At 69.4% G+C, this 21,807-nt stretch carries 20 protein-coding genes; 6 read left to right on the forward strand and 14 right to left on the reverse strand.

The features are described 5' to 3' along the window. Nucleotides 1-274: 274 nt before the first annotated feature. The gene (locus O2L52_RS10140) at nt 275-502 is read left to right on the forward strand and encodes a hypothetical protein (protein ID WP_270115264.1); all 228 of its coding nucleotides are present in this window, start codon (nt 275-277) and stop codon (nt 500-502) included. An 88-nt stretch (nt 503-590) separates the two neighbouring features. Here the strand turns inward: O2L52_RS10140 and O2L52_RS10145 are convergent, their stop codons facing one another. From O2L52_RS10145 to O2L52_RS10185, 9 genes are all read right to left on the reverse strand, one after another. Continuing rightward, a complete protein-coding gene (locus O2L52_RS10145) occupies nt 591-1,097 on the reverse strand; it encodes a hypothetical protein (RefSeq protein ID WP_270115265.1) in 507 nt (168 codons plus the stop codon). A 123-nt stretch (nt 1,098-1,220) separates the two neighbouring features. Continuing rightward, the gene (locus tag O2L52_RS10150; protein WP_270115266.1) at nt 1,221-1,844 is read right to left on the reverse strand and encodes a MarC family protein; all 624 of its coding nucleotides are present in this window, start codon (nt 1,842-1,844) and stop codon (nt 1,221-1,223) included. Between the two features lie 53 nt (nt 1,845-1,897). Continuing rightward, nucleotides 1,898-3,085 (reverse strand): hypothetical protein, encoded by a 1,188-nt coding sequence (locus tag O2L52_RS10155; protein WP_270115267.1) that lies wholly within the window; start codon nt 3,083-3,085, stop codon nt 1,898-1,900. Then, nucleotides 3,082-3,627 carry a SigE family RNA polymerase sigma factor gene (locus tag O2L52_RS10160; protein ID WP_270115268.1) on the reverse strand — a complete coding sequence of 182 codons (546 nt, stop codon included), beginning with the start codon at nt 3,625-3,627 and terminating at the stop codon, nt 3,082-3,084. The genes O2L52_RS10155 and O2L52_RS10160 overlap by 4 nt, the downstream gene beginning before the upstream one ends. Before the next feature lie 238 nt (nt 3,628-3,865). Further along, nucleotides 3,866-4,699 carry a PH domain-containing protein gene (locus O2L52_RS10165; protein WP_270115269.1) on the reverse strand — a complete coding sequence of 278 codons (834 nt, stop codon included), beginning with the start codon at nt 4,697-4,699 and terminating at the stop codon, nt 3,866-3,868. Between the two features lie 13 nt (nt 4,700-4,712). After that, on the reverse strand, nt 4,713-4,868 hold the full coding sequence (locus O2L52_RS10170; RefSeq protein ID WP_270115270.1) for a hypothetical protein: 156 nt from the start codon (nt 4,866-4,868) through the stop codon (nt 4,713-4,715). 575 nt (nt 4,869-5,443) lie between these two features. Further along, complete coding sequence (locus tag O2L52_RS10175) at nt 5,444-6,022, reverse strand: TrmH family RNA methyltransferase (protein WP_373897042.1); 579 nt, start codon at nt 6,020-6,022, stop codon at nt 5,444-5,446. A gap of 345 nt (nt 6,023-6,367) precedes the next feature. Beyond that, entirely contained in the window at nt 6,368-8,290 is a 1,923-nt protein-coding gene (locus O2L52_RS10180; RefSeq protein WP_270115272.1) for an acetoacetate--CoA ligase, read from the reverse strand. 203 nt (nt 8,291-8,493) lie between these two features. After that, nucleotides 8,494-9,768, reverse strand: coding sequence for an MFS transporter (locus O2L52_RS10185; RefSeq protein ID WP_270115273.1), 1,275 nt, complete (start codon nt 9,766-9,768; stop codon nt 8,494-8,496). 289 nt (nt 9,769-10,057) lie between these two features. Here O2L52_RS10185 and O2L52_RS10190 point away from each other — a divergent pair, with 289 nt between their 5' ends. The 3 genes from O2L52_RS10190 to O2L52_RS10200 all read left to right on the forward strand — a co-directional run bounded on the left by O2L52_RS10190 (nt 10,058) and on the right by O2L52_RS10200 (nt 12,263). Then, nucleotides 10,058-10,726 carry a FadR/GntR family transcriptional regulator gene (locus O2L52_RS10190; RefSeq protein ID WP_270115274.1) on the forward strand — a complete coding sequence of 223 codons (669 nt, stop codon included), beginning with the start codon at nt 10,058-10,060 and terminating at the stop codon, nt 10,724-10,726. A gap of 109 nt (nt 10,727-10,835) precedes the next feature. Then, nucleotides 10,836-11,294, forward strand: a complete 459-nt coding sequence (locus O2L52_RS10195; RefSeq protein WP_270115275.1) for an RrF2 family transcriptional regulator — start codon at nt 10,836-10,838, stop codon at nt 11,292-11,294. Between the two features lie 45 nt (nt 11,295-11,339). Then, entirely contained in the window at nt 11,340-12,263 is a 924-nt protein-coding gene (locus O2L52_RS10200; RefSeq protein ID WP_270115276.1) for a YihY/virulence factor BrkB family protein, read from the forward strand. 41 nt (nt 12,264-12,304) lie between these two features. On the opposite strand, the gene O2L52_RS10205 is transcribed toward O2L52_RS10200, so the two are convergent. The 4 genes from O2L52_RS10205 to O2L52_RS10220 all read right to left on the reverse strand — a co-directional run bounded on the left by O2L52_RS10205 (nt 12,305) and on the right by O2L52_RS10220 (nt 19,353). Beyond that, nucleotides 12,305-16,027, reverse strand: a complete 3,723-nt coding sequence (locus O2L52_RS10205) for a rhamnogalacturonan lyase family protein (RefSeq protein ID WP_270115277.1) — start codon at nt 16,025-16,027, stop codon at nt 12,305-12,307. A 242-nt stretch (nt 16,028-16,269) separates the two neighbouring features. Further along, the gene (locus O2L52_RS10210) at nt 16,270-17,517 is read right to left on the reverse strand and encodes an RICIN domain-containing protein (protein ID WP_270115278.1); all 1,248 of its coding nucleotides are present in this window, start codon (nt 17,515-17,517) and stop codon (nt 16,270-16,272) included. A gap of 302 nt (nt 17,518-17,819) precedes the next feature. Beyond that, a complete protein-coding gene (gene cds1 / locus O2L52_RS10215) occupies nt 17,820-18,890 on the reverse strand; it encodes an L-cysteine desulfhydrase Cds1 (protein ID WP_270115279.1) in 1,071 nt (356 codons plus the stop codon). Between the two features lies 1 nt (nt 18,891). After that, nucleotides 18,892-19,353 (reverse strand): Lrp/AsnC family transcriptional regulator, encoded by a 462-nt coding sequence (locus O2L52_RS10220; protein WP_270115280.1) that lies wholly within the window; start codon nt 19,351-19,353, stop codon nt 18,892-18,894. 226 nt (nt 19,354-19,579) lie between these two features. Between O2L52_RS10220 and O2L52_RS10225 the strand changes: the two genes are divergently transcribed. Then, the gene (locus tag O2L52_RS10225) at nt 19,580-19,792 is read left to right on the forward strand and encodes a BldC family transcriptional regulator (RefSeq protein ID WP_270115281.1); all 213 of its coding nucleotides are present in this window, start codon (nt 19,580-19,582) and stop codon (nt 19,790-19,792) included. 168 nt (nt 19,793-19,960) lie between these two features. Here the strand turns inward: O2L52_RS10225 and O2L52_RS10230 are convergent, their stop codons facing one another. Next, nucleotides 19,961-20,119 carry a hypothetical protein gene (locus tag O2L52_RS10230; RefSeq protein WP_270115282.1) on the reverse strand — a complete coding sequence of 53 codons (159 nt, stop codon included), beginning with the start codon at nt 20,117-20,119 and terminating at the stop codon, nt 19,961-19,963. A gap of 197 nt (nt 20,120-20,316) precedes the next feature. On the opposite strand from O2L52_RS10230, the gene O2L52_RS10235 reads away from it, so the two are divergent. After that, nucleotides 20,317-21,726 (forward strand): glycoside hydrolase family 6 protein, encoded by a 1,410-nt coding sequence (locus O2L52_RS10235; RefSeq protein WP_270115283.1) that lies wholly within the window; start codon nt 20,317-20,319, stop codon nt 21,724-21,726. Nucleotides 21,727-21,807 lie beyond the last annotated feature (81 nt).

The following is a 21,807-nucleotide window of genomic DNA, read 5'->3' on the forward strand; positions in this document are numbered from 1 at the left end:
GCCCCCCCCGCGTACCCCCCCCACCCCGGGGTGGCCCCGTTGGATCCTTAGGGATCCAACGGGCCGAACCGTTTTCGCGTCCGGGGCCGCCGCGCAGCCGCAGCCGCAGGCCACTCGGGTACGGCCGGTCATGTCGTACCTGCGCGCGATCATTGAAACCGGGGGCGTTCCGATCCCGCCACACCCGACCCCGGGGGCCGGATACGCCGCCGACTCCCGCGTCGCCTCCGGCGACCCTGGAACCGGTTCGGCGCGTCGGCGCTAGGCTTCCCGCATGAGCGACCGCAACGAGTACGACGGCCCGCCCGTCAACGTGCCGCCGCCGCCCGGCTGGCGGGTCGAGTCCGTGGCGCTGCCGAGCGAGCCCCGGCCGCTGCCGCGCCAGGACCACGCCGCCATCGACGCAGCCGAGCAGCGCGCCCGGCTCGTGACCCACTGGATCACCCTCGTCAGCGTGGCGCTCATGTTCACCGTGCTCATCATCGGGCTCCTCAACGGCTGACCGGGCGCAGCGGCCGGGCCGGTGCCCCAAACGCAGCGGCCCCGGCCGGGCATTCGCCCGGCCGGGGCCGCGTCGTTCGACTCCGCCGCTAGCGGACGACGCCTCCCCAGGTCATCTGCGCGCCGGCGTCCCCGGTCTTGAACAGCCACCAGGCCGCCAGCAGCAGGAGCGCCAGCGCCAGCAGCCCGACGATGAACATGACGACCTTGCGTCCGGTCGCCGCCGGGTCGGACGAGCCCGCCGAACCGGACTCGCCGTCCTCGGCAGGGGCGGGCGCCTCTACGTCCCGGGCGCGGGCGGTGCGGCGGCCGCGGTCGAGCCCGGCGAAGAGGAGCCACACCGGGACGAGCGCCACGAGCGTCCACAAGAGCAGGAACGCGTAATCGTGGTGCTGCGTGATCGCATCGGACCAGCCGTCCGGCTTCTTGTAGTCGGCGAGCTGGCGCCCGGTGTAGATCCCGGCGAAGACCGACAGGGGTGCGAGGAGCACCAGGGCCGCGACGGCCCAGCCGATGCGCTGGCGCAGCGGCGGGATCAGCAGGTAGACGAGGCCGCCGAGCACGAGGAGACCGACCAGGACGATCGGTGCGTGCACGGCTAGCGGGTGGAGTGGGAGATCGAGGATCGTACTCATAGAGTTGATTGAACCCTAAAGTAATCACAGTGAGTGGACCGAACTCAAATTGTGATCACAGAGCGTTCATGAACCCGGGGACGACTACCAGGCCGATGCCCCGGCGGAGCTCTCGAAGAGCTGGACGTACCCCATCACGGCATCCGCTATGAGCTGCACCGCGATGGCGGCCAGCAGCACGCCCGCGATCCGCGTCAGCACCTCGATGCCCCCGCGCCGCAGGATCTTCACCAGGAAGCCCGAGAACCGCATGACCAGGTAGATCGAGATGTGGATGACGACGATCGCCAGCGCGATCCACAGGTAGTCCGTGCGCGACGGGGCCTGCTGCACGAACAGGATCACCGCGACGATCGCGCCCGGCCCGGCCAGCAGGGGCGTGCCCAGCGGCACGAGCGCGATGTTCGAGGTGGCGGTCTGCGAGGGCTCGTCGGCCTGGCCGGTGAGGAGCTGGAGGGCGACGAGGAGCAGCAGCAGCCCGCCCGCGCCCTGCAGCGCCTCCAGGTCGATGTGGAGGTAGCTGATGATCTGCTGGCCGAGCAGCGCGAACAGCGAGATCACGCCCAGGGACAGGAGGGTCGCCTGGAGCGCGGCGCGATTGCGCTCGCGCTGATCCATGGTCCCCGTGAGGGCCAGGTAGATCGGCACGATCCCCGGCGGGTCCATGATGACGAAGAGCGTCACCATGACCGTCAGCAAATATTCCACGCTGCGAGTATGTCAAGTCCGCCAGGTCACAGCCCCGCATTCGAGCAGGCGTGTTAGGTGTAGCTCACGATGGGCATCACGGCGCCGTCGGGCGGCTGGAGTTCGGACACTGCCGGTTCGTCGCCGGTGTGGTCGATGAGCAGCCAGGTGTCGTCGCCGCGGTCGGCCCAGACGACCCAGCGCCCGGCCGGGTCGACCCATTGCTCGCCCGCGTCGTCGTACAGCTCCTGGTACTCCCCGTAGTCCACTTCTCCCTCGTCGGGAAAGAGCATCGCGTCGGGCTGGTACATCGACACGACGCCTTCGGTGATGGAGGCAGCGTCCTCTGCGCCCTCTTCACCCGCCGCGTCGGCGAGCGTCTCCTGGACCACCACGCTGGAGAGGGGCCCGCACTCCTCCTGGGTGCTGGCCGTGCCCCGGGCGTCGAGGTCCGCGACGCAGACGTAGCTCGGATCGGTCTGGTCGACGAGGACCGCGGCCTCCAGGCCGGCGGCGCTCACCGACTCGAAGCCGAAGTTGAACTGATCGTTGAACCAGTACCTCGAAGCCTCGCCCCCGGTCGTGGAGTACAGGTCGGTCGTGAAGACGGCGGTGCTCGCGTTCCAGTCGTCCAGGGTGAGGAGTGAGTTGGTCGTGAACCCGACCGTCTCGGACTGCTCGTGGAGGGAGACGTCGACCAGCGAGTACTCCTCTTCGGTGTACTCCGCGTTCGGCGTGATCATCGCGTAGCGGTCGCCGGCGCTGTTGATCTTCGTGTAGGTGTCGATCGAGGGCTTCTGCTCGCTGACGAGCTCGTCGCCGTCCAGGCCGATCGTCCACACGTCGGACGAGGACTCCGCCATGTACTGGGTGGTGAGCTTGTAGACGTTCGCGTTCGGCTCCTCGATGTCGAACGCGAAGGACTCCCCGTCCTCGTTGAGCACGCTGTACCGGCCGTCCCCGTCCTGGACGAGGAACTCCATGCCGAACTCGCTCTGCACTTCGACCGTGCTGGTGTCGGCGGCGGCGATGTCGCCGTCGCCCTTGCCGTCGTGGGGCGCGATCAGCGGGTTCCACACGACCGCGGCGCCGAGCACGAGCAGGCCCGCGCCCCCCGCGGCGGCGGCGACGCGCCTGCGGCGGCGGAGGCGGCCGGCGCCGGCGATCGCGAGGTCGGCCAGACCGGGGTCGTCGAAGACGGGCGCGGCGTCGGCCCGTTCGGCCAGCCCGCTGCGCAGGAGGGCCTCGATGTCCTCGCTCATGCCGCCTTCCTCGGTTCCATCGCCAGGCCGAGCGCGGCCGAGGGCGTGCCGAGTCGCTTGCGCATGCCCGCGAGCGCGCGGGAGGCCTGGCTCTTCACCGTGCCGACGGAGATGCCGAGGATGTCGGCGATCTGCTGGTCGGTGCGGTTCTCGTAGTAGCGGAGGACGAGGACCGCGCGCTGGCGCTTGGGGAGGACCGCGATGTGGCGCCACATGGCGTCGCGCACCGCCGAGTGCTCGGTGAAGTCGCGGGAGTGGTCGACCTTGTCCTCGAACACCTCGGTGGGCTTCTCGCGGTTGGACCGCTTGCGCCACCAGGAGGCGTTGGTGTTGTAGAGGATGCGGCGGGCGTAGGCGTCGACCGAATCAGTAGTCCTGATCCGGCTCCACGCCAGGTAGGTCTTCGTCAAGGTCGTCTGCACCAGGTCCTCCGCTGTTGCCCAGTTCCCCGTGAGGAGATACGCCGCTCGGTGCAGCGCGGCGGAGCGAGCCGCCACGTACTCGCGGAACTCCTCGTCCTGGGACGATTTGGTCTCGCTCACGAGTCTCCCTGGGGGGGTCGAAGAACAGACGACTTACCCTCGGCGGACGGTTGCCCCGTAGGCCGGAATTCTGCCAAGAGATGGGTGTTCCTGGCAACCGAGGGTCGGATGCAAACTGAGTATACGAAGTAGGTGCAACCCCTTGGGGCCCGGCATCGGATGCCGCGATGTGGGTCATGACCAGGACGAAGCACACCCGCCGACAGTGTCGGCGGGTGTGCGGACGGTGAACGCCGGTTTAAGCTCCGGCGGACTTCGGGGCGGGCTCGCCTTCGGGGATCAGGTCCTCTTCAGGCTCGGCCTCGCGCTCGTCGACGGCCTCGGGCTCGTACATCTCCTCGCACATCTGGAGGTAGAGCTCGTTGGGGTTCGGCAGGTGCGGGACGTTGCGCAGCGCCTGGTCCTGGCCGGCGGACTCGATGATGAACTCGCCGTAGTTGAGCATGCGGCCCATCGGCGTCTGGGAGTACTTCATGTCGGTGACGCGGCCGAGCGGCATCATGGCGACCGAGCGGGTGATGACCCCTTGGATCAGCATGATCCGCTTGTTCGTCAGGATGAACCGGTCCATGTACCAGTCGAGGATCTTCCAGCCCACGAAGCCGAGGATGAGCAGCCAGACGAGGACGGTGACGCTGAGCGCGGTGTTGTCGACGCCCGACTTGGTGAGCATCCCGGAGATGAGGCCCATGATGAAGGTCGCGAGCGTGCCCACGACGTACCAGGGCATGAGGTGCACCCAGTGCCGCCGCCATTCGCCGCGGTACTTCTCGGTCGGGAAGAGGTAGCGGGCGGAGATCGGGGAGGGGACGTCCGGCACGGACGGCGCGCGCACGCCGCCGAGGAGGCCGCCGCTCAGTCCGTTGTTGAGGCCGTCGTCGAAGCGGACGCCGTCGATGTCGCTCGCGGCGGTCGCCGGCGCGGACCCGGCCGCTCCCGGAGGGAAGCCGAATTCGCGCGTGGGGGTGTCCGCGCCCGGGACGGGACTGTCTGCGGGGGCGCGGGGGCTGGGGGGTTCCAGCGGCTCGGTGTCCTTGGTGTCCCCCGAGCCGCCTGCACCGGAATCGGTCATAGTGCCGTCGCTATCAGGTCACGAGGTTCGTGAAGAACGTCGAGAAACCGTTTGCGGCATCGAGGATTCCGCCTGCGAGGTTCCCGACCACGTCACTGGCTTCGCCCGGCCTGAAGGCCACAAAGAACACCAGGAACGCAAGTCCGCCCCAAGTCAGAAACTTCTTCAACTTCCTCACCCCTCCCGTCAAGGGTCCTGGCCGATCGTTCGTCTGGCGCAGGCTGGCACGAGTCTACCGTACGAGCAGGACTCGGCTTTCAGTTTTCTTCTGGGCCACAACGGTGTGAACCGTGCGGCCCGATGCCGGGATCAGCGTAACGCGATGGTTCCACTTTCACCCGACTCCGCCCGTCTACCTGCGGATTCAACCTATTCGCTTGTACGACCGGGAGCTTACCCCAAGTAACCCGCCATTGGCTCAATGTAGGCGCATCGGCCCCCTCCGCCCTATGGAAGCGTCAGGTATCCGACACGAGCCGTTCGCTTACGCCCCCAACGAGGAGTGGCGCGGTCACCTGGAGTCCTGGGGCTTCGTCGCCATCGGAGCTCCGAGCACAGCGGTGCTCCATTCCAGAGTGCCACCTCGAGGCGACATCTGGTGACCCCGGAGCGGTCGGATTCCTGACGAACGCCTCTCAGGTACCGGAACGCCGCCAGGCGCGTTTCCTGGCGGTGTTACCCAGTCGGGCGCTGCCCAGCTGCGCTGCCCGGCCGCACTACCCTGTCGGGCGCTGCCTGGCAGCGTCATCCAGTCGGGCGCTGCCCGGCTGCGTTTTCTGTCGGGCTCTGCCCGAACCTGTGCTCCCTCACCCAGGCGTGCATGGCGATGCCGCTGGCGACACCGGCGTTGATGGAGCGGGTGGAGCCGAACTGGGAGATCGAGCAGACCATCGAGCAGGCCTCGCGCACCGGCTCGGAAAGGCCGGGCCCCTCCTGGCCGAAGACCAGGACGGCATGGCGCGGCAGCGCGGTCGTCTCGATGGGGACGGAGCCGGGCAGGTTGTCGATGCCCACGACCGCCAAGCCCTCGGCGGCGGCCCAGTCGACGAACGCCTCGACCGTGGCATGGTGCTCGACGTGCTGGTAGCGGTCGGTGACCATGGCCCCGCGCCGGTTCCAGCGGCGCTTGCCGACGATGTGGACGGTCTTGGCGAGGAACGCGTTGGCGTTGCGCACGACGGTGCCGATGTTGAAGTCGTGCTGCCAGTTCTCGATGGCCACGTGGAAGTCGTGGCGTCGCTCGTCCAGGTCGGCCACGATCGCCTCGCGGCGCCAGTACCGGTACTCGTCGACGACGTTGCGCCGGTCCCCCAGGCGCAGCAGCTCCGGGTCGTACCGCTCACCCGTGGGGAGCGGTCCCTCCCAGGGGCCGACGCCGACCGCGTCCGGAGCCTGGTCCTCGGCGGCGGCGTCCGGCTGGGGTTCGGGCCCGGCGGGGCCGGTCTGGTCAGTCACGCCGCCTATTGGAGCACAAGCGCCCGCCGCGGAGGCCGCGGCGGGCGCTCGCGGGAGGCATAGCGCCGCCCCGGCGGCTACGGGGGAAACCTACCGGGGCGACGCGTTGCATAGTAGCGGCCGGACGCCTGCGATCGGGCACACACCTCACTGAATTCCCTTGCCGCGTAAGGAAATCGGGCTATTGAACGTCCCTTGTCACTCAGGTCTCGGTCATGCCCGCATGAAGGGCTTGAGGGCGTCCGGGTCGGCGAGGGCGTCGCGTGCGATCGCCTCCTCGGGCGGCACGCCCTTGAGGATCTTCTTCACCGGGACCTCCACCTTCTTGCCGCTGAGCGTGCGCGGGATCGCGGGCACCTGGCGCACCTCGTCGGGGAGGTGGCGGGGCGAGAGCTGCTCGCGCAGGGCGCCGGCGATGCGGCGGCGCAGCTCGTCGTCGAGCTCGGTCCCCTCGGTGCAGGCGATGTAGAGCAGGAGCCGGTCCTGGCCCGGGTCGTCCAGGTGCACGACCAGGGAGTCGGCCACGCCGTCGATGGCCTCGACGACCGCGTAGAACTCGGCGGTGCCCATGCGGACGCCGCCGCGGTTGAGCGTGGCGTCGCTGCGGCCCGAGATCACCGCGGATCCGCGGTCGGTGATGGTGATCCAGTCGCCGTGGCGCCAGATCCCGGGGAAGTCGGTGAGGTAGGTGTCGCGGTAGCGGTGCTTGAGCGGGTCGCCCCACAGGCCCACCGGCATGGAGGGCATCGGGGAGGCGATCACGAGCTCGCCCTCGCGTTCGATCCCCGGGCGGCCTTCGGGGTCGAAGGACTGCACGTCCGCGCCGAGGCACCGGCACGAGAGCTCGCCGCGCCAGACGGGGACCGTGGGCGCGCCGCCGATGAACCCGGTGCACAGGTCGGTGCCGCCCGAGAGGGACTGGAGCTGCGCGGTCTCGCTGATGGACTCGTAGACGTAGTCGAAGCCCACCGCGGGGAGCGGCGCGCCGGTCGAGCCGATGCCGCGGATGAGGGACAGGTCGGCCTCGTCCATGGGCTTGATGCCGCGCGAGCGGCAGGCCATGAGGAACGGCGCACTCGTGCCGAAGTAGGTGGTGCCGGACTCGGCGGCGAGGCGCCACATCCCGGCCGGGTCCGGCGCCCCGTCGAACATGACAATCCCCGCGCCCACGATCGGCGCGGACATCAGGTAGTTCCACATCATCCAGCCGGTGGTGGAGTACCAGAAGAAGCGGTCGCCCACGCCCAGGTCGTGGTGCAGCGAGTGCATCTTGGCGTGCTCGATCGCCATGCCGCCGTGGGAGTGCACGATCGCCTTCGGCAGGCCCGTGGTGCCCGAGGAGTACAGGATGTACAGCGGGTGGTCGAAGGTCAGCGGCTCGAACGCGACCCCTTCGTCGTACGCGCAGAAGCGGTCCCAGGTCTCACCCTCGACCTCTCCGCCGATGTAGGGGAGGGTGACGACCGAGCCGAGGCCTTCGAGGCCGCGCACGACGCGGCGCAGGTCGGCGGTGCGGTCGATGGTCTTGGGACCGTACTTGTAGCCGTCGACGGCTACGAGGACCTTCGGCTCGATCTGCGCGAAGCGGTCGAGCACGGCCTTGGCCCCGAACTCGGGGGCGCAGCTCGAGAAGACCGCGCCGAGGCTCGCGGTGGCGAGCATGAGCGCGTAGGTCTCGGGGATGTTCGGCATCCAGGCCGCGACGCGGTCGCCGCGGTGGACGCCGTGGGCGATGAGCCCCGCGCGGGCGCGGGCCACGGCCTCGCGCAGGTCGCCGAGGGTCCACTCGACGGTGTCGCGGGTGTCGGAGTAGGCGCGCACGAGCACGTCGTCCTCGTCCACGCCGGGCGCGGTGAGCACCGCGCGGGCGTAGTTGAAGGTCTCGTCGGGGAACCACACGGTGTCGGGCATGGTCTCGTCGGCGAGGACGCGGTGCTCCGGCACGGTCTTGCCGAGGCCGAAGTACTCCCAGACCGCGCCCCAGAACGGGCGCAGGTGCTCGACGGAGTACTGCCACAGGGCCGGATAGCCGGTGAGGTCGCGCTCCTCCCGGCGGGACAGCCACTGGCCGAACCGCCCGATGTTCGTCGTCTCCACCGCGTCAGGCCGCGGCAGCCACAGCACCTCGTTGGTCACGTTCGCCTCCCCGATTCCACAACCTTCACGGCGCCCGCGTGCCGGCCGTGAATTGAAGTTGTGGTCCACGGCACTATCGTGTCACGAGGATGCTTCGGGCCGTCTCCGGGGCCGCCCGTTTCGGTGGTTTCGTCCCCTATTCAGTGAATGACTCGATCGAGCTCGGCGGCAAAGGCGGACATGTCGCGACAAGTCCGGGGCGCCTACTGCGCGGGCGCGAGTTCGTCCTCGATGTAGCGCTCGCGGATCACGTAGAGCCCGGCGCAGAAGAGGACGACGGTGAGCGCGGCGACGAAGCCGAACGGGACCGACCACGAGCCGGTGAGGCCGTACACCCAGCCCACGGCCAGCGGCCCGACCCCGGCGATGAGGTAGCCGCCCGACTGGGCGAAGGAGGACAGGGCGCTCGTCCCGGCCGGCGTGCGGGCCCGCAGCCCGAACAGGGTCAGGACCAGCGGGAACACCGAGGTGCCGATGCCGAACAGCGCCATCCACAGCCAGGTGAGCGCGCCGCCGCCGTCGATCCACAGGCCGGCGACCGCGGGCGGGTAGCAGCTCATGAGGATGAAGAAGACCGGGCGCGGGCCCCAGCGGACGGTGAGGATCGGGACGACCACCGAGACGGGGATCTGCACGATCGTGAGCAGGCCCAGCATCGACCCGGCGGCGGCCGCCGACATGCCGTCCGCGACCAGGATCGTGGTCGTCCAGCCCATCAGGATGTAGGCGATGGCCGACTGGCAGCCGAACAGCAGCAGCATCGTCCAGGCCAGGCGCGAGCGGCGGACGCCGTCGAGGCGGCCCATCGGCGCGACCCCGGCCGCGGCGGGCGCGGGCCGCCACAGCAGCCACGGCACGATCGCGATGAGCGCCGGGAGCGCCCAGACCGCCAGCGCGATGCGCCAGTCGCCCGCGAGGTGGTCGATGGGGGCGGTGGCGGCGGCCGCGACGGCGGTGCCGACCGCGAGGGTCGTGGAGTAGGCGGTGGTCATGAGCCCGATGCGGTTCGGGAAGTAGCGCTTGACGATCACGGGCACCGCGACGTTGCCGACGGCGCCGGCGGCGAGCGCGAAGAGGCTGAAGAGGAGGAAGAGCGCGGCGTTGGGGGCCCAGGCGCGGGCGATCATGCCGATGCTCATGCACAGGAGTGCGCCGGTGAGCAGGGCGCGGGGGCCGTAGCGGCGGGCGAGGCGCGGGGCGAGGGCGCCGAGGCCGGCGAAGGCGAGGACCGGGAGGGTGGTGAGGAGCCCGGCAAGGGCCTCTGACATGCCGAGGCCGGTGCGCAGTTCGGCGAGGATGGCGCCGACGCTGGTGACGGCGGTGCGGAAGTTGAACGCGGCGAGGACGACCCCGGCGACCAGGAGCCAGCTCGCGGCGGCCACGGCCTGCTTCGGCGGGATCGGCGGGTCGCTGATCTCGGCGTGCGGGGTGGGGGCGGGGTGCTCGACATCGGTCGCGGGCGCGTCGGTCGTCGTCACGCGGACGGCTCCTTCCGGGGACGGGAGGCGGGCGGTGGTCCGGTGGGGTGGTAACCGCTCTCCGGCAGTCGTCGCGTACTTGGTGGTCCGCCCTGCTGTGCTCATTTACGGCTCGCAAGCTTCGCCGAGCTGCCGAGATATGATGGAGTCAATTCGTAGGATGAATTGACGGCCTGTCAACGGTATCGCGAGGGCTGTCTGCTTTAATCCTTCTAGTGTTGGGAAACACGCACCCTCCCACGGCGGGCCCCCGTCGGCCGTGGACGCTCCGGAGAGGTCAGGTCCGTCAGTGGCATTGCAGTCGACACGCAAGTCCGCCCTCGTCGATCAGGTGATCGAACAGCTGCGCCAGCAGATCAGCGACGGCGAGTGGGGCATCGGCTCGCGCATCCCCACCGAGAGCGAACTCGCGGAACTCCTCGGCGTCGGCCGCAACACCATCCGCGAAGGCGTCCGGGCCCTCGCCCACGCAGGCCTCCTCGAGATCCGCCAAGGCGCCGGCACCTTCGTCGTCGGCCGCAGCGAGGTCACCGCCGCCGTCCGCCGCCGCATCGCCGCCAGCCCCGCCTCCGACGCCATGGAGGTCCGCCGCGGCCTCGAAGTCGAGGCCGCCCGCCTCGCCGCCCACCGCCGCGACGAAGCCGACATCACCCGGCTCCGCATCCTCCTCTCCGAACGCGAAGCCACCCACGAGGTCAACGACACCGAGTCCTTCGTGGCCGCCGACATCGCCCTCCACCAGGCCGTCGCCGAGGCCAGCCACAACAAGCTCCTCGCCGAGCTGTACTCCGAACTCGCCGAATCGCTCCGCGAGACCGTGCGCGCCGGACTCGGCCCCAACCTCGCCGAGGAACCGCACATAGACCACTCGCGCGCCATCGAGGCCATCATCGCCGGCGACGCCGACCTCGCCGCCGCCGAAACCGCCGCGTACCTGCGGCTGCTCATCGACGATTGACTGACCGCAGAGGCACCGGGCGCCTCACAGACCGCCCGTCGGCCGCCGGAGGAACCGCTTCCGGGAGATAGAGTCGGAACTGTTCGCCTCTGAGTACGAAGGAGTCCCCATGCGCCTGTCCGCCCGCGTCGACTACGCACTGCGGGCCGCCGTGGCCCTGGCCGGGTACGGCGAGCGGTGGGTCTCCGCCGAGCAGATCGCCGAGGACCAGGGCATCCCCCGCAAGTTCCTCGAATCGATCCTGCTCCAGCTGCGCCGCGGCGGCATCGCCACCTCCAAGCGCGGCTCCGAAGGCGGCCACCAGCTGGCCCGCCCCGGCGGCGAGATCAGCCTCGCCGACGTCATCCGCGCCGTCGACGGCCCGCTCGTCGGCGTCCGCGGCGAACGCCCCGAAGCGGTCCCCTACTCCGGCACCGCCACCGCCATGACGAACGTGTGGATCGCACTGCGCGTCTCCGAGCGCAACATCCTCGAATCCGTCTCGCTCGCCGCCGTCGCGAACGACGACCTCCCCACCTCCGTCACCAAGCTCCTCGAGGACCCCGACGCCTGGGTCATCCGCGACTGACGCGTCGGGCCGCCGCGGCGGGTCCGGCTTTGGCAGAATCGGCACGTGAAATTCCCTGACTTGGGGGCCTGGTGGGACCGCGTCCTCCTCGGGGCTCGGCAGCGGTCCAATCTGGTGGACCACTCGTGGCGCGCGGGCGAGCGGTACGGCGAGGTCCACGGCGGCCAGCTGGCCGCGGCCATCTCGTACTACGCGTTCTTCGCGGCGTTCTCGCTCTCGCTGCTGGCACTGGCGATCTTCGGGTACCTGCTCAACTCCCCCGAGATCTACCAGTCCGTCGAGGAATGGCTCTCCACGAACCTGCCGGTGATCGACATCGGCGTCCTCGAGGACTCCCGCCAGTCGGTCACCATCTTCGCGGCCGTCGCCCTCGTCGTCGCCGGGGTCGCCTGGGTGCAGTCGGTGCGGGCCGCGATCCGGCTCATCTGGGGGCTCGACGCGCAGCCGGGGAACCCGTTCCTGCGGTGGGCGATCGACTTCCTGATCCTCATCGGCATCTCGACGCTGCTGCTCATCACGATCGGCGCGACGGCCGGCGCCGAATGGGTGCTCGCCTGGTTCGAGCTCGACGAGGCCACCGGGAACCTCGCGCTGGTGGTCCGCGGCATCTCGGTCCTCGTGGGCCTCATCGCGAACGCCCTGCTCGCGCTGGTCCTGCTCCAGGCCCTCCCGCGCGTGGTCATGCCCCTGCGGCGGGTCGTCTGGGCCTCGGTGGCGGTCTCGGTCGGCATGGAGCTCCTGAAGACCCTGGGCCGCATCTACGTCCTCCACGTCTCCGACCGCCCCGCCTACCAGGCGGTGACCACCGCGGTCGGCCTCCTCGTCTTCCTCTACCTCTTCAACGTCATGATGCTCCTCGCCGCCTCCTGGACGGCGACCTCCCTGCACGGCAAGGCCATCGACCTGTACGAACGCACCCCCATCCCCTACGAGACCGGCCGCCTCCACAACCCCGAGGCAAAAGACTGACGGCCCGGGCGCGATGCGCCCGGGCCGTCGGTCTCGTTCGGTTATGCGGTGGTGCAGACCTGGCCGTTCATGAGGAACATGCCCGGGTCGTGCGGGTCGCCGGTGCCCTGGTAGCCGATCTGCTTGGTCTGGCCCGGCTTCAGGGGGAAGTTCCAGAAGGCCGGGTCGGCCGCCATGGCGTCGCCGTCGATCGCGATGGTGCCGCCCCAGTCGTGCTCGACCGAGGTGACGCCGCCGGACTTCCAGGCGAGGTCGAACTCGTCGATCGCGGCGTCACCGGTGTTGGTGACCTTGAGCTGGACGACGAAGCCGTCGCCCCAGTCGGCCGCCACGCGGTACTCGACCTCGCAGGACGCGGCCGCGTACGGCGCCGCGGCGCTGTCGCGGACCGGGCCCGAGGTGACCGTCTCCCATTCGGGGGCGGGCATGTCGAAGCCGAGGAAGAAGCTCGGCCACGGCGGCTGGTTGTACGAGACGTTCTGCCACGACACCGCGAGGCGGTACTGCGGGTCGTTCATCAGCGTCGGCAGCGCGTGGTCCGAGGCGATCGTGGTGGTGAACAGGCGCACGCCGTCGTTCGACTCCTTGCGCAGGACCACCTCCTCGCGCCAGTCCCCGAGCAGGTCGCCGGTGAGCACCGCGTTGCCCTTGGTGCCGTTGTTGGTGTCCACGCCTTCGGGAGTGAAGATCTCCGACTGCGTGCCCGTCTCGTAGTCCCACTCGGCGATGTACGGGTAGACCGGGACGTAGTCCGGCTCGTTGAACTCGTGGTCGAAGACCTCGCGGCCGAGGTCGCCGTCCCACCAGACCATGGAGTTCGCGGACGGGATGGCGTTCCCGATCAGGGTCCCGTCGGCCGCGTGGAGCTCGCCTTCGCGCGAGTTCCAGGCGCCCGTGGTGCTCGCGGCCCAGCATTCGGCGCCCGCGTAGTTCGGGTCGATGTCGCCGCAGGTGCCGCGGCCGGTGTCCCGGGTGCCCGGGATCGACCAGAGTACCTCGGCGGTGTCGGCGTCGCGGAACGCGCCGGCCTTGTTGCCCGAGCAGCTCATGCACTCGAAGGGGCTGAAGATCTCCAGGCCCTCATTTGAAGGGTCGAAGTCCGAGACGTGCAGCGCGTCGCCGTGGCCGAGGCCCGTCGAGTACAGCGGCGTCCCGTCGTCGTTGATGGTCATCGCGCCGAACACGATCTCGTCGCGCCCGTCCGCGTCCACATCGGCGATGGACATCTGGTGGTTGCCCTGGCCCGCGTACTTGCCGCCCCAGCGGTCGGAGCTGAAGGTCCACAGCTGCGGCAGGTTGTCGCCGTCCCAGTTCCAGGCGGTGATCTCGCTCTTGGCGTAGATGCCGCGGTTGGTGATCAGCGAGGGGTGCACGCCGTCGAGGTAGGCCACGGCCAGCATGAGGCGGTCGCCGCGGTTGCCGTAGCAGTCGCCCCACGAGCACATGTCGCCGCGCGCGGGCGCCCAGTCGGCGGTCTCCATCGCGGCGCCGGTCTGGCCGTTGAAGACCGTGAGGAACTCCGGGCCCTGCAGGATGCGGCCGTCGGTGCCGCGGTAGTCCGCGGCGGCGTCGCCGATCACGGTCCCTTCGCCGTCCACGGTGCCGTCGGCGGTCTTGAGGGCCACCTCGGCCTTGCCGTCGGAGTCGAGGTCGTAGGCGACGAGCTGCGTGTAGTGCGCCCCGGCCCGGATGTTGCGGCCGAGGTCGATGCGCCACAGGCGCTCACCGCTGAGCGTGTACGCGTCGACGTAGACGTTCCCGGTGTAGCCGCTCTTGGAGTTGTCCTTCGCGTTCGACGGGTCCCACTTCTGGATGAGCTCGTAGACGCCGTCGCCGTCCACATCGGCGACCGTGGCGTCGTTGGGCGCGTACGTGTACGCGACGCCGTCGGGGGTGGTGCCGCCTGCGGGGCGGTCCATGTCGATGTCGATGTACTGGTCGTCCCAGACCTCGAAGGCCTTGGTGTAACCGGTCTCGACGCCCTCGGACACCGTGGCGATCCAGTAGGTCGCGTTCGCGGTGCCGCCCTGGTCAGTGAGGTTGGTCAGCTGCGTCGGCTCGGGCGTGATGAGCCGGCCGTCGCGGTAGACGTTGAACGCGAGGCCCTCCGGGTCCAGCGCGAGGCTGCGCCAGCTCAGGAAGTTCCCGCCTTCGACGCTGACGGCGACCGGGGCGCGGTCGAGGCTCTCGATCTGCTCGGCGCACTCGGTGCACGGCTCGTCGGGGCCCTCCCCGCCGCCGCCGGGGACGTCCCCGATGCGGGTGAGCTCGAGGCCGTTGAGGTGGCCGGTCTGGCCGGAGACGGTGACGTTGAGCTGGCCGTCCTCGACGGTGATGCCCTCGAAGTCCTTGGTGAGGATCGCCTTCGAGGCGGCGTTGGCCGCGCCGAAGTCGACGCCCTCGAACTTCACGTTCGCGCGGGCCGAGCCCACGTAGTCGCCGGTGATGACGCGGGCGGTGTAGAGGCCGTCCGCCACATCGACGGCGAAGTCGTACGAACCGCCGAACCAGGCCACGAAGTCGGAGCCGAGCGGGTCGGCGGTGACGCCGCGGTCGCGGTCGATCGCGCTCGCCATGTCGGTGGTGAAGCCGTAGCCGAGCTCCGCGGTGTAGGCGGTGCCGCGGTTGACCTCGGTGTACCCGGGCGCGACGGTCTGCGAGGCGGGGCCGAAGTCGTACTTGAACCCGGCGGTCGCGGTGGTGACGGTCAAAGTGGAGGACTTCTCGCCCTCGCCCTTACCGTTGACGCCCGCGACGGCGAACTCGTAGGCCGTGTCCTCTTCGAGGCCGGAGACGCGGCCGACGCCCACGGTGGCGGTGGAGCCGAGGCGCCATTCCGCGCCGGGCTCGCGCACGAACACGCGGTAGATGTCGGCGTCGTCGGCGGTGTCCCAGTTGAGGGTCACGCTCGCGTTGGCCACAGTGGCGGCTTTGAGGCCGGTCGGCGCGGCAGGCGCGTTCGCCGGCGGCGCGACGTCCACGACGTGCTCGGCGAGCGGGAGGCCCAGGGTGGCGGTCTCCTCGGCGACCAGGCGGGCCATCTGGATGGCGCCGTACTCCTGGAAGTGGGTGTCGTCGGCGGTGCCGTTCGGCCGGTTCGGGTAGACCCCGGCCGGGACGTGCAGGAACACCGACTTCGCTTCCTCAGGGCCGATCTCGTTGAGGTAGGCGCGCGAGGAGGCCGAGAGGTCGACCATCGCGACGCCGGTCTCCTCGTGGAGCTCGTGGACCTTGTTCACGTAGTCGCCGAAGGACACGTTGAACTCGCCGGTCTCGGCGTTGAAGCTGCGTCGCGAGACCGGGGTGACGAGCACCGGGACGGCGCCCTTCTCGATCGCGCCCGCGATGTAGTGGTCCCGCAGGTACATCTTGTAGTCGTCCGGCGAGGTGTACCGCTCGGGGACCGAGGCGGTCGCGTCGTTGTGTCCGAACTGGACGAACAGGTAGTCGCCCGGCTGGATCTCGTTCAGGATCGCGTCGAGGCGGCCCTGCTCGATGAACGAGCGCGATGAGCGCCCGCCGATCGCGTGGTTGGCGATCGTGACGTTCTCGTCGAAGTAGCGGTCGATCACCTGGCCCCACCCGGCCTGCGGCTCCCAGTAGGGGTCGTAGGTCTGGACGGTGGAGTCGGAGGCCAGGTAGACGGTGATCTCGTCGTCCTGGGCCTGCGAGGGCGCGCCCGCGGCGAGGACGCCCGCGAGCGCGGTGGCCCCGGCGGCGACGACCGCGAGGGCGCGGCGCCATCGGGGAGGGGGAGGAGTCATGGGCCTCATGTTCACTTCCGTAGTGAGGAGGGAGGGGGCGAGCCGGGCATTCGGATATGAATCGTTTCAATTCCGAGGACGATTGCCGGGCAAGCGGTTTCTATGGAGGGACGGTACCGAGCGGTCCTTGAAAAGTCAATACATGTCGATATTCGAGAACTTCCGTTCGATCGGGCGGGGGCGGCGGACCCCCGGGAGGGTTTCCCAGGGGTCCGAGGCGCAGGCCGGAGCCTGCGGCTGGGCTAGCGGACGTGGCCGGCGATCGGCAGCGGGAGCGCCCTGGTGCCCTCGGCGACCAGGCGGGCCATCTGGTTCGCGCCGTTGTCCTGGAAGTGGGTCGAGTCGGCGAGGCCGTCCGGGTAGTTCGGGTACTGCCCGGCCCGCAGGTGCATGAAGACCTCCCAGCGCGCCCGGTCGTAGCCGATCGAGTTCAGGTAGGTGCGCGAGCGCGCCCCCAGGTCGATCATGGCCACGCCGGTCTCGTTCACCAGCTCGTGCACCTTGGCGGCGTAGGTCGCGAACGACTCGTTGAACCTGCCGGTGGACGAGTTGTAGTCGAGGCGGTTGACCGGCGTGAGGAGCACCGGGGTAGCGCCCCTGGCGGTGGCCCCGGCCATGTAGTGGTCGCGCAGGTACATCTTGTAGTCCGCGGGCGAGGTGTACCGCTCGGGGTTGCCGGTCGAGGCGTCGTTGTGTCCGAACTGGACGAAGAGGTAGTCGCCGGGCTTGATCGCGTTGAGGATCGTGGTGAGGCGGCCCTGCTCGATGAACGAGCGGGAGGAGCGCCCGCCGATCGCGTGGTTGGCGATCGTGGTGCTCGTGTCGAAGTAGCCGCCGAGCTTCTGGCCCCAGCCGGTCATCGGGTGGACCGAGGCGTTGTAGGTCTGGGCGGTGGAGTCGGAGGCGACGTAGATCGTCGGGTTGCCTTGGCTCGGCGTGCCGGCCGGAAGGGCTCTGAACTGCTGGTTCGTGCCGCCGTTCGAGTCGTACTGCGAGATGCGCGAGCCCGCCGCCGTTGAACGCTCCCAGACGTCGAGGGCCTTGCCGGAGTCGCGGTTCACGAACCGCAGGTAGGTGCCGTCGTCGAGGATCTGCCACTGCTGGTTGACGCCGCCGTTGTCGGTCCACTGGACGATGTCGGCGCCGTTGGCCTTGGACTTCGCGTAGACGTCGAGCACCAGGTTGGAGTGGCGGGCCTGGATCTTGTAGTAGCCGCCGCCCGCGTCGACGAAGCGGAACTGCTGCTGGTTGGCGTCGTTGCGGGCCTGCTGGACGAGCTTGGCCCCGTTGGCGGTCGAGGCCGAGAGGTCGAAGACGAGGCCGGAGAGGCGGGACTGCAGGACGTACCAGGTGCCGGGGGTGAAGGCCGCATTGGCGGCGCCCGCACCGAGGAAGCCGCCCGCCGCGGCGCCGGCGCCGATCCCGGCGAGGAGGCCGAGGTTGCGGCGGGAGAGCTTGGCGCTGAACGGATTGCCGTGTGCGTTGGTCATGTGTGCGCTCCAGTGTGGGAGGTCGGGCCGTGCCGCGGCCCGGGCGAGGAGGGACCGGTCGGAGTGTGCGGGGGCTTCGGGCAGGATTCTTTCCTGAAACGATTCAAAGCTGCGGCGGATCGGTCGGATGCGGTTCCCCAAGCGGTGCCGGGCGCGCGAGGGAATCCATATACTCGCAATCCTCGATTTGCTTGGCGGGAATCGTAACCCTCTGCGGGTTTTCGCCACAAGTGGCGCGGCGGCCGCGGGCCGACGAGCGGTCGGTGCGGCACGGCGAGCGGTCGGATCCGCCGGGCGAGCGGTCAGGCGGGCAGCAGCGGGGCGAGCTTCGCCTTGGCCGCCTCCAGGTCCATGCCCTGGGCCGCGACCCAGTCGTCGTCGAAATAGGTGCCGCCGTAGCGCTGCCCGGAGTCGCACAGCAGCGTCACGATGCTGCCGCCTCGGCCCGCCTCGCGCATCTCCGCGATGATCGCGAGCGCCGCGACGAGGTTCGTCCCGGTCGAGCCGCCGAGGCGCCGCCCCAGCCGCTCGGAGGCCCAGCGCACGCAGGCGATCGACTCGGCGTCGTCCACTTTCACCATGCGGTCGACGAGGTCGGGGATGAACGACGGCTCCACGGCGGGCCGCCCGATCCCCTCGATCCGCGAACCGCGCTCGGCGGTCGCGTCCGGGTCGCCCTCGCGCCAGCCGTCGAAGAACGCCGAGTGCTCGGGGTCGACCACGCACAGGTTCGTGGCGTGCTTGCGGAACCGCACGTAGCGGCCGATGGTCGCCGAGGTCCCGCCCGTGCCCGCGCCGACCACGATCCAGGCCGGCACCGGGTGCCGCTCGAGCCGCATCTGCTCGAAGATGCTCTCGGCGATGTTGTTGTTGCCGCGCCAGTCGGTGGCCCGCTCCGCGAAGGTGAACTGGTCCATGAAGTGGCCGCCGCTCTCGGCGGCGAGCCGCTCGGCCTCGGCGCACACCTGGCCGGCCTCGCGCACCAGGTGCGCCTTGCCGCCGTAGGACTCGATGAGGGCGATCTTCGAGGCGCTCGTCGACTGCGGCATCACGGCCGTGAAGGGGAGCCCGAGCATCCGCGCGAAGTACGCCTCGCTGACCGCGGTCGAGCCGCTCGAGGCCTCGATGACGGGCGTGCCCTCGCCGATCCAGCCGTTGCAGATCGCGTACAGGAACAGCGAGCGCGCGAGCCGGTGCTTGAGCGAGCCTGTCGGATGCGTCGACTCGTCCTTGAGGTACAGGTCCACGCCCCAGTCGCCCGGCAGCGGGAACGGCAGCAGGTGGGTGTCGGCCGAGCGGTTCGCGTCGGCCTCCACTGTGGTGATCGCCCAGTCGGTCCAGCGGCGCGGCCGCGCCCGGTCGACGATGCGCATTTCAGTCCGCCTGCTCGAACGGGACCGGCTGCGGCCGGTCCTCCCACTTGGTCGAGAGCGTGATGGTGGTGCGCGTCTGCGCCACACCGGGAATCGCGCCCACGCGATGGATGAGCTGTTCGAGATCGCCCATCTTGGGCACCCGGACCTTGAGTTGATAGCACTCGACGCCGGCCAGGAAATAACACGATTCGATCTGCGGAATGGCGCGCAGCCGTTCGCAGATGTCGCGGTGGTCGGCCGCGTTGTCGGGGATGATGCCGATGAGCGCGGTGATCCCGAGCCCGATGGCCTCGGAGTCGATCACGGCCTTGTAGCCGGTGATGACGCCGTTCTTCTCGAGTTTGGTCACGCGGTCCTGCACGGAGGGCGCGGTGAGACCGACCCGCCGCGCCAGTTCGGCGTAGGAGGTACGCCCGTCGGTGCGCAAGAGGTTCACGATGGTCTGGTCGATCTCGTCCACTTGTCGAGGATAACCAGAGTTGCCACTTGCGCCCTCTGCCTACCTCATACCCGCGTACTCCTAGAGCGTCAGATTCAGCCCAGAGCGCCGTTGACATACGCGTGGTACTTTCAGGCAATACCTACCAGCCGAAAGTATGTCCAAGAACTCATGGCAGGTTTGACTGAATAGTGGTGTAATGGGTTTAACGCACGAAGTGAGTCTTCATCACGGGGAGGAAGAAATCATGGAGACCGAGGACCGCCTACTCACACCTGGCGAAGTGGCCACGCTGTTCCGCGTCGATCCCAAGACCGTGACGCGCTGGGCCGCCGCAGGCCGGATCGGGAGCATACGCACACCGGGCGGACACCGTCGGTTCCGCGAGTCGGAAGTGCGGGCACTGCTCGAGGGCGATGCCGGAGCCCAGACCACCTTTGATACCGGTAACGCCCAGTAGCAGCAGGCCCAGCCGCACCGCGGACGCCTCAGCGGCCGCGAATCCGTGAACTGAACGACCGTCCGGCACAAGCCGGTCCCGCGCAGCGCCCCACGTCCGCACACGGCCGAGGAAGGACGCGCCCGGTACCGGCTTTTCGCATGTTCGGGGCCGAAGCGCCGCGGAGCATCAAACCCGCGCCGCCGCTTGCAGCAGCAAGCGGCGGCGCGGGTTTTTCGCTGCCTGAAGATCTTGTAATTCCAAAGTGGAGTCCTTTTGTTCCATAAAGGGCATTTGTTCACTTTTTGAAGTCGGGCGAATACACTGAGTCGCCATACTTGCCGCCAATGGGAAAATTCTGGATTCTCCGGGATCGAGACCCTTGACATCACAGTGAGACATAGGCAAACTTCGATGTGAAGTTTGGGAGCGCTTCCGTGTCCACCCGGTACCCGCGGAGCCGCTCCCGACCGGGCGGCCGATCGAGCACGCGACACGTGCTCGCCAGCCGCCGTCAAGCCCGACTATCAATCGAGGGAAGGCACATGACACTCAGTCGAAGGAAGCAGCGCCTAGGCGCCATGGCCGCGGCGGCGCTCGCCGCCGCCACCGTGAGCACCGTGGCCCTGACCAGCGCCGGCGCGCAGGAGCAGGACGGCGACATCGCCCAGGCGAAGGTCGACAACCCGTACGAGGGCGCGCAGGTCTACGTCAACCCGCAGTGGGCCGCGAACGCCGCGGCCGAGCCGGGCGGCGAGGCCGTCGCCGACCAGGCCACCGGCGTGTGGCTCGACCGGATCAGCGCCATCGAGGGCAACGACTCCCCCACCACCGGCACGATGGGCCTCAAGGACCACCTTGACGAGGCCGTGGCGCAGGGCGCGGACGTCATCCAGTTCGTGATCTACAACCTGCCGGGCCGCGACTGCGCGGCGCTCGCCTCCAACGGCGAGCTCAAGGCCGACGAGATCAGCCGGTACAAGAGCGAGTACATCGACCCGATCGTCGCGATCCAGAGCGACCCGGCCTACGCCGGCCTGCGGATCGTCAACGTCATCGAGATCGACTCGCTGCCGAACCTGGTCACGAACGTCTCGCCGCGCGAGACCGCGACAGCGAACTGCGACACGATGAAGGCGAACGGGAACTACGTCGACGGCGTCTCCTACGCCGCCGCCGAGCTCGGCGCGCTGCCGAACACGTACAACTACCTGGACGCCGGCCACCACGGCTGGATCGGCTGGGCCGACGCGAACCCGCAGTACGACAACTTCAACGCGTCCGCGGCGCTGTTCGGCTCGCTCATCGGCGAGAACGGCATGACCGCCGACCACGTGCACGGCTTCATCACGAACACCGCGAACTACTCGGCGCTCGAGGAGCCGCACTGGGAGGTCGACCAGGTCGTGGGCGGCCAGGCGATCAACCAGAACCCGAACATCAAGTGGGTGGACTGGAACGACTTCAACGGCGAGATCGACTTCTCGACCGCGTTCCGCGACGAGCTGATCGCCAACGGCTACAACTCGGACATCGGCATGCTCATCGACACCAGCCGCAACGGCTGGGGCGGCGCCGACCGGCCCGCCGGTCCTTCGACCTCGACCGATCCGGCCACGTTCGTGGACGAGTCGCGCATCGACCAGCGGTTCCAGAAGGGCAACTGGTGCAACCAGGCCGGCGCCGGCCTCGGCGAGCGGCCGCAGGCCTCGCCTGAGGCGGGGATCGACGCCTACGTGTGGATCAAGCCCCCGGGGGAGTCGGACGGCGCTTCGGAGCCGATCGACAACGACGAGGGCAAGGGCTTCGACGAGATGTGCGACCCGGCCTACGAGGGCAACATCCGCAACGGGTTCAACATGAGCGGGGCGCGCGGCGAGATGCCGCTCTCGGGCCACTGGTCGAGCGAGCAGTTCGCTGAGCTCCTCGCGAACGCCTACCCGCCGGTCGGCTAACCGGACTGGAGCGGGGGGGGGGGCCCCCGGCCGGGGGGCCCGCCGGCCCCCCCCGCGAGGCGGGCCCCGGGGGGGGGGGGG

Origin of the sequence: Glycomyces algeriensis (genome assembly GCF_027622855.1) — a bacterium.
In the GTDB taxonomy this organism is placed as follows: domain Bacteria; phylum Actinomycetota; class Actinomycetes; order Mycobacteriales; family Micromonosporaceae; genus Glycomyces; species Glycomyces algeriensis.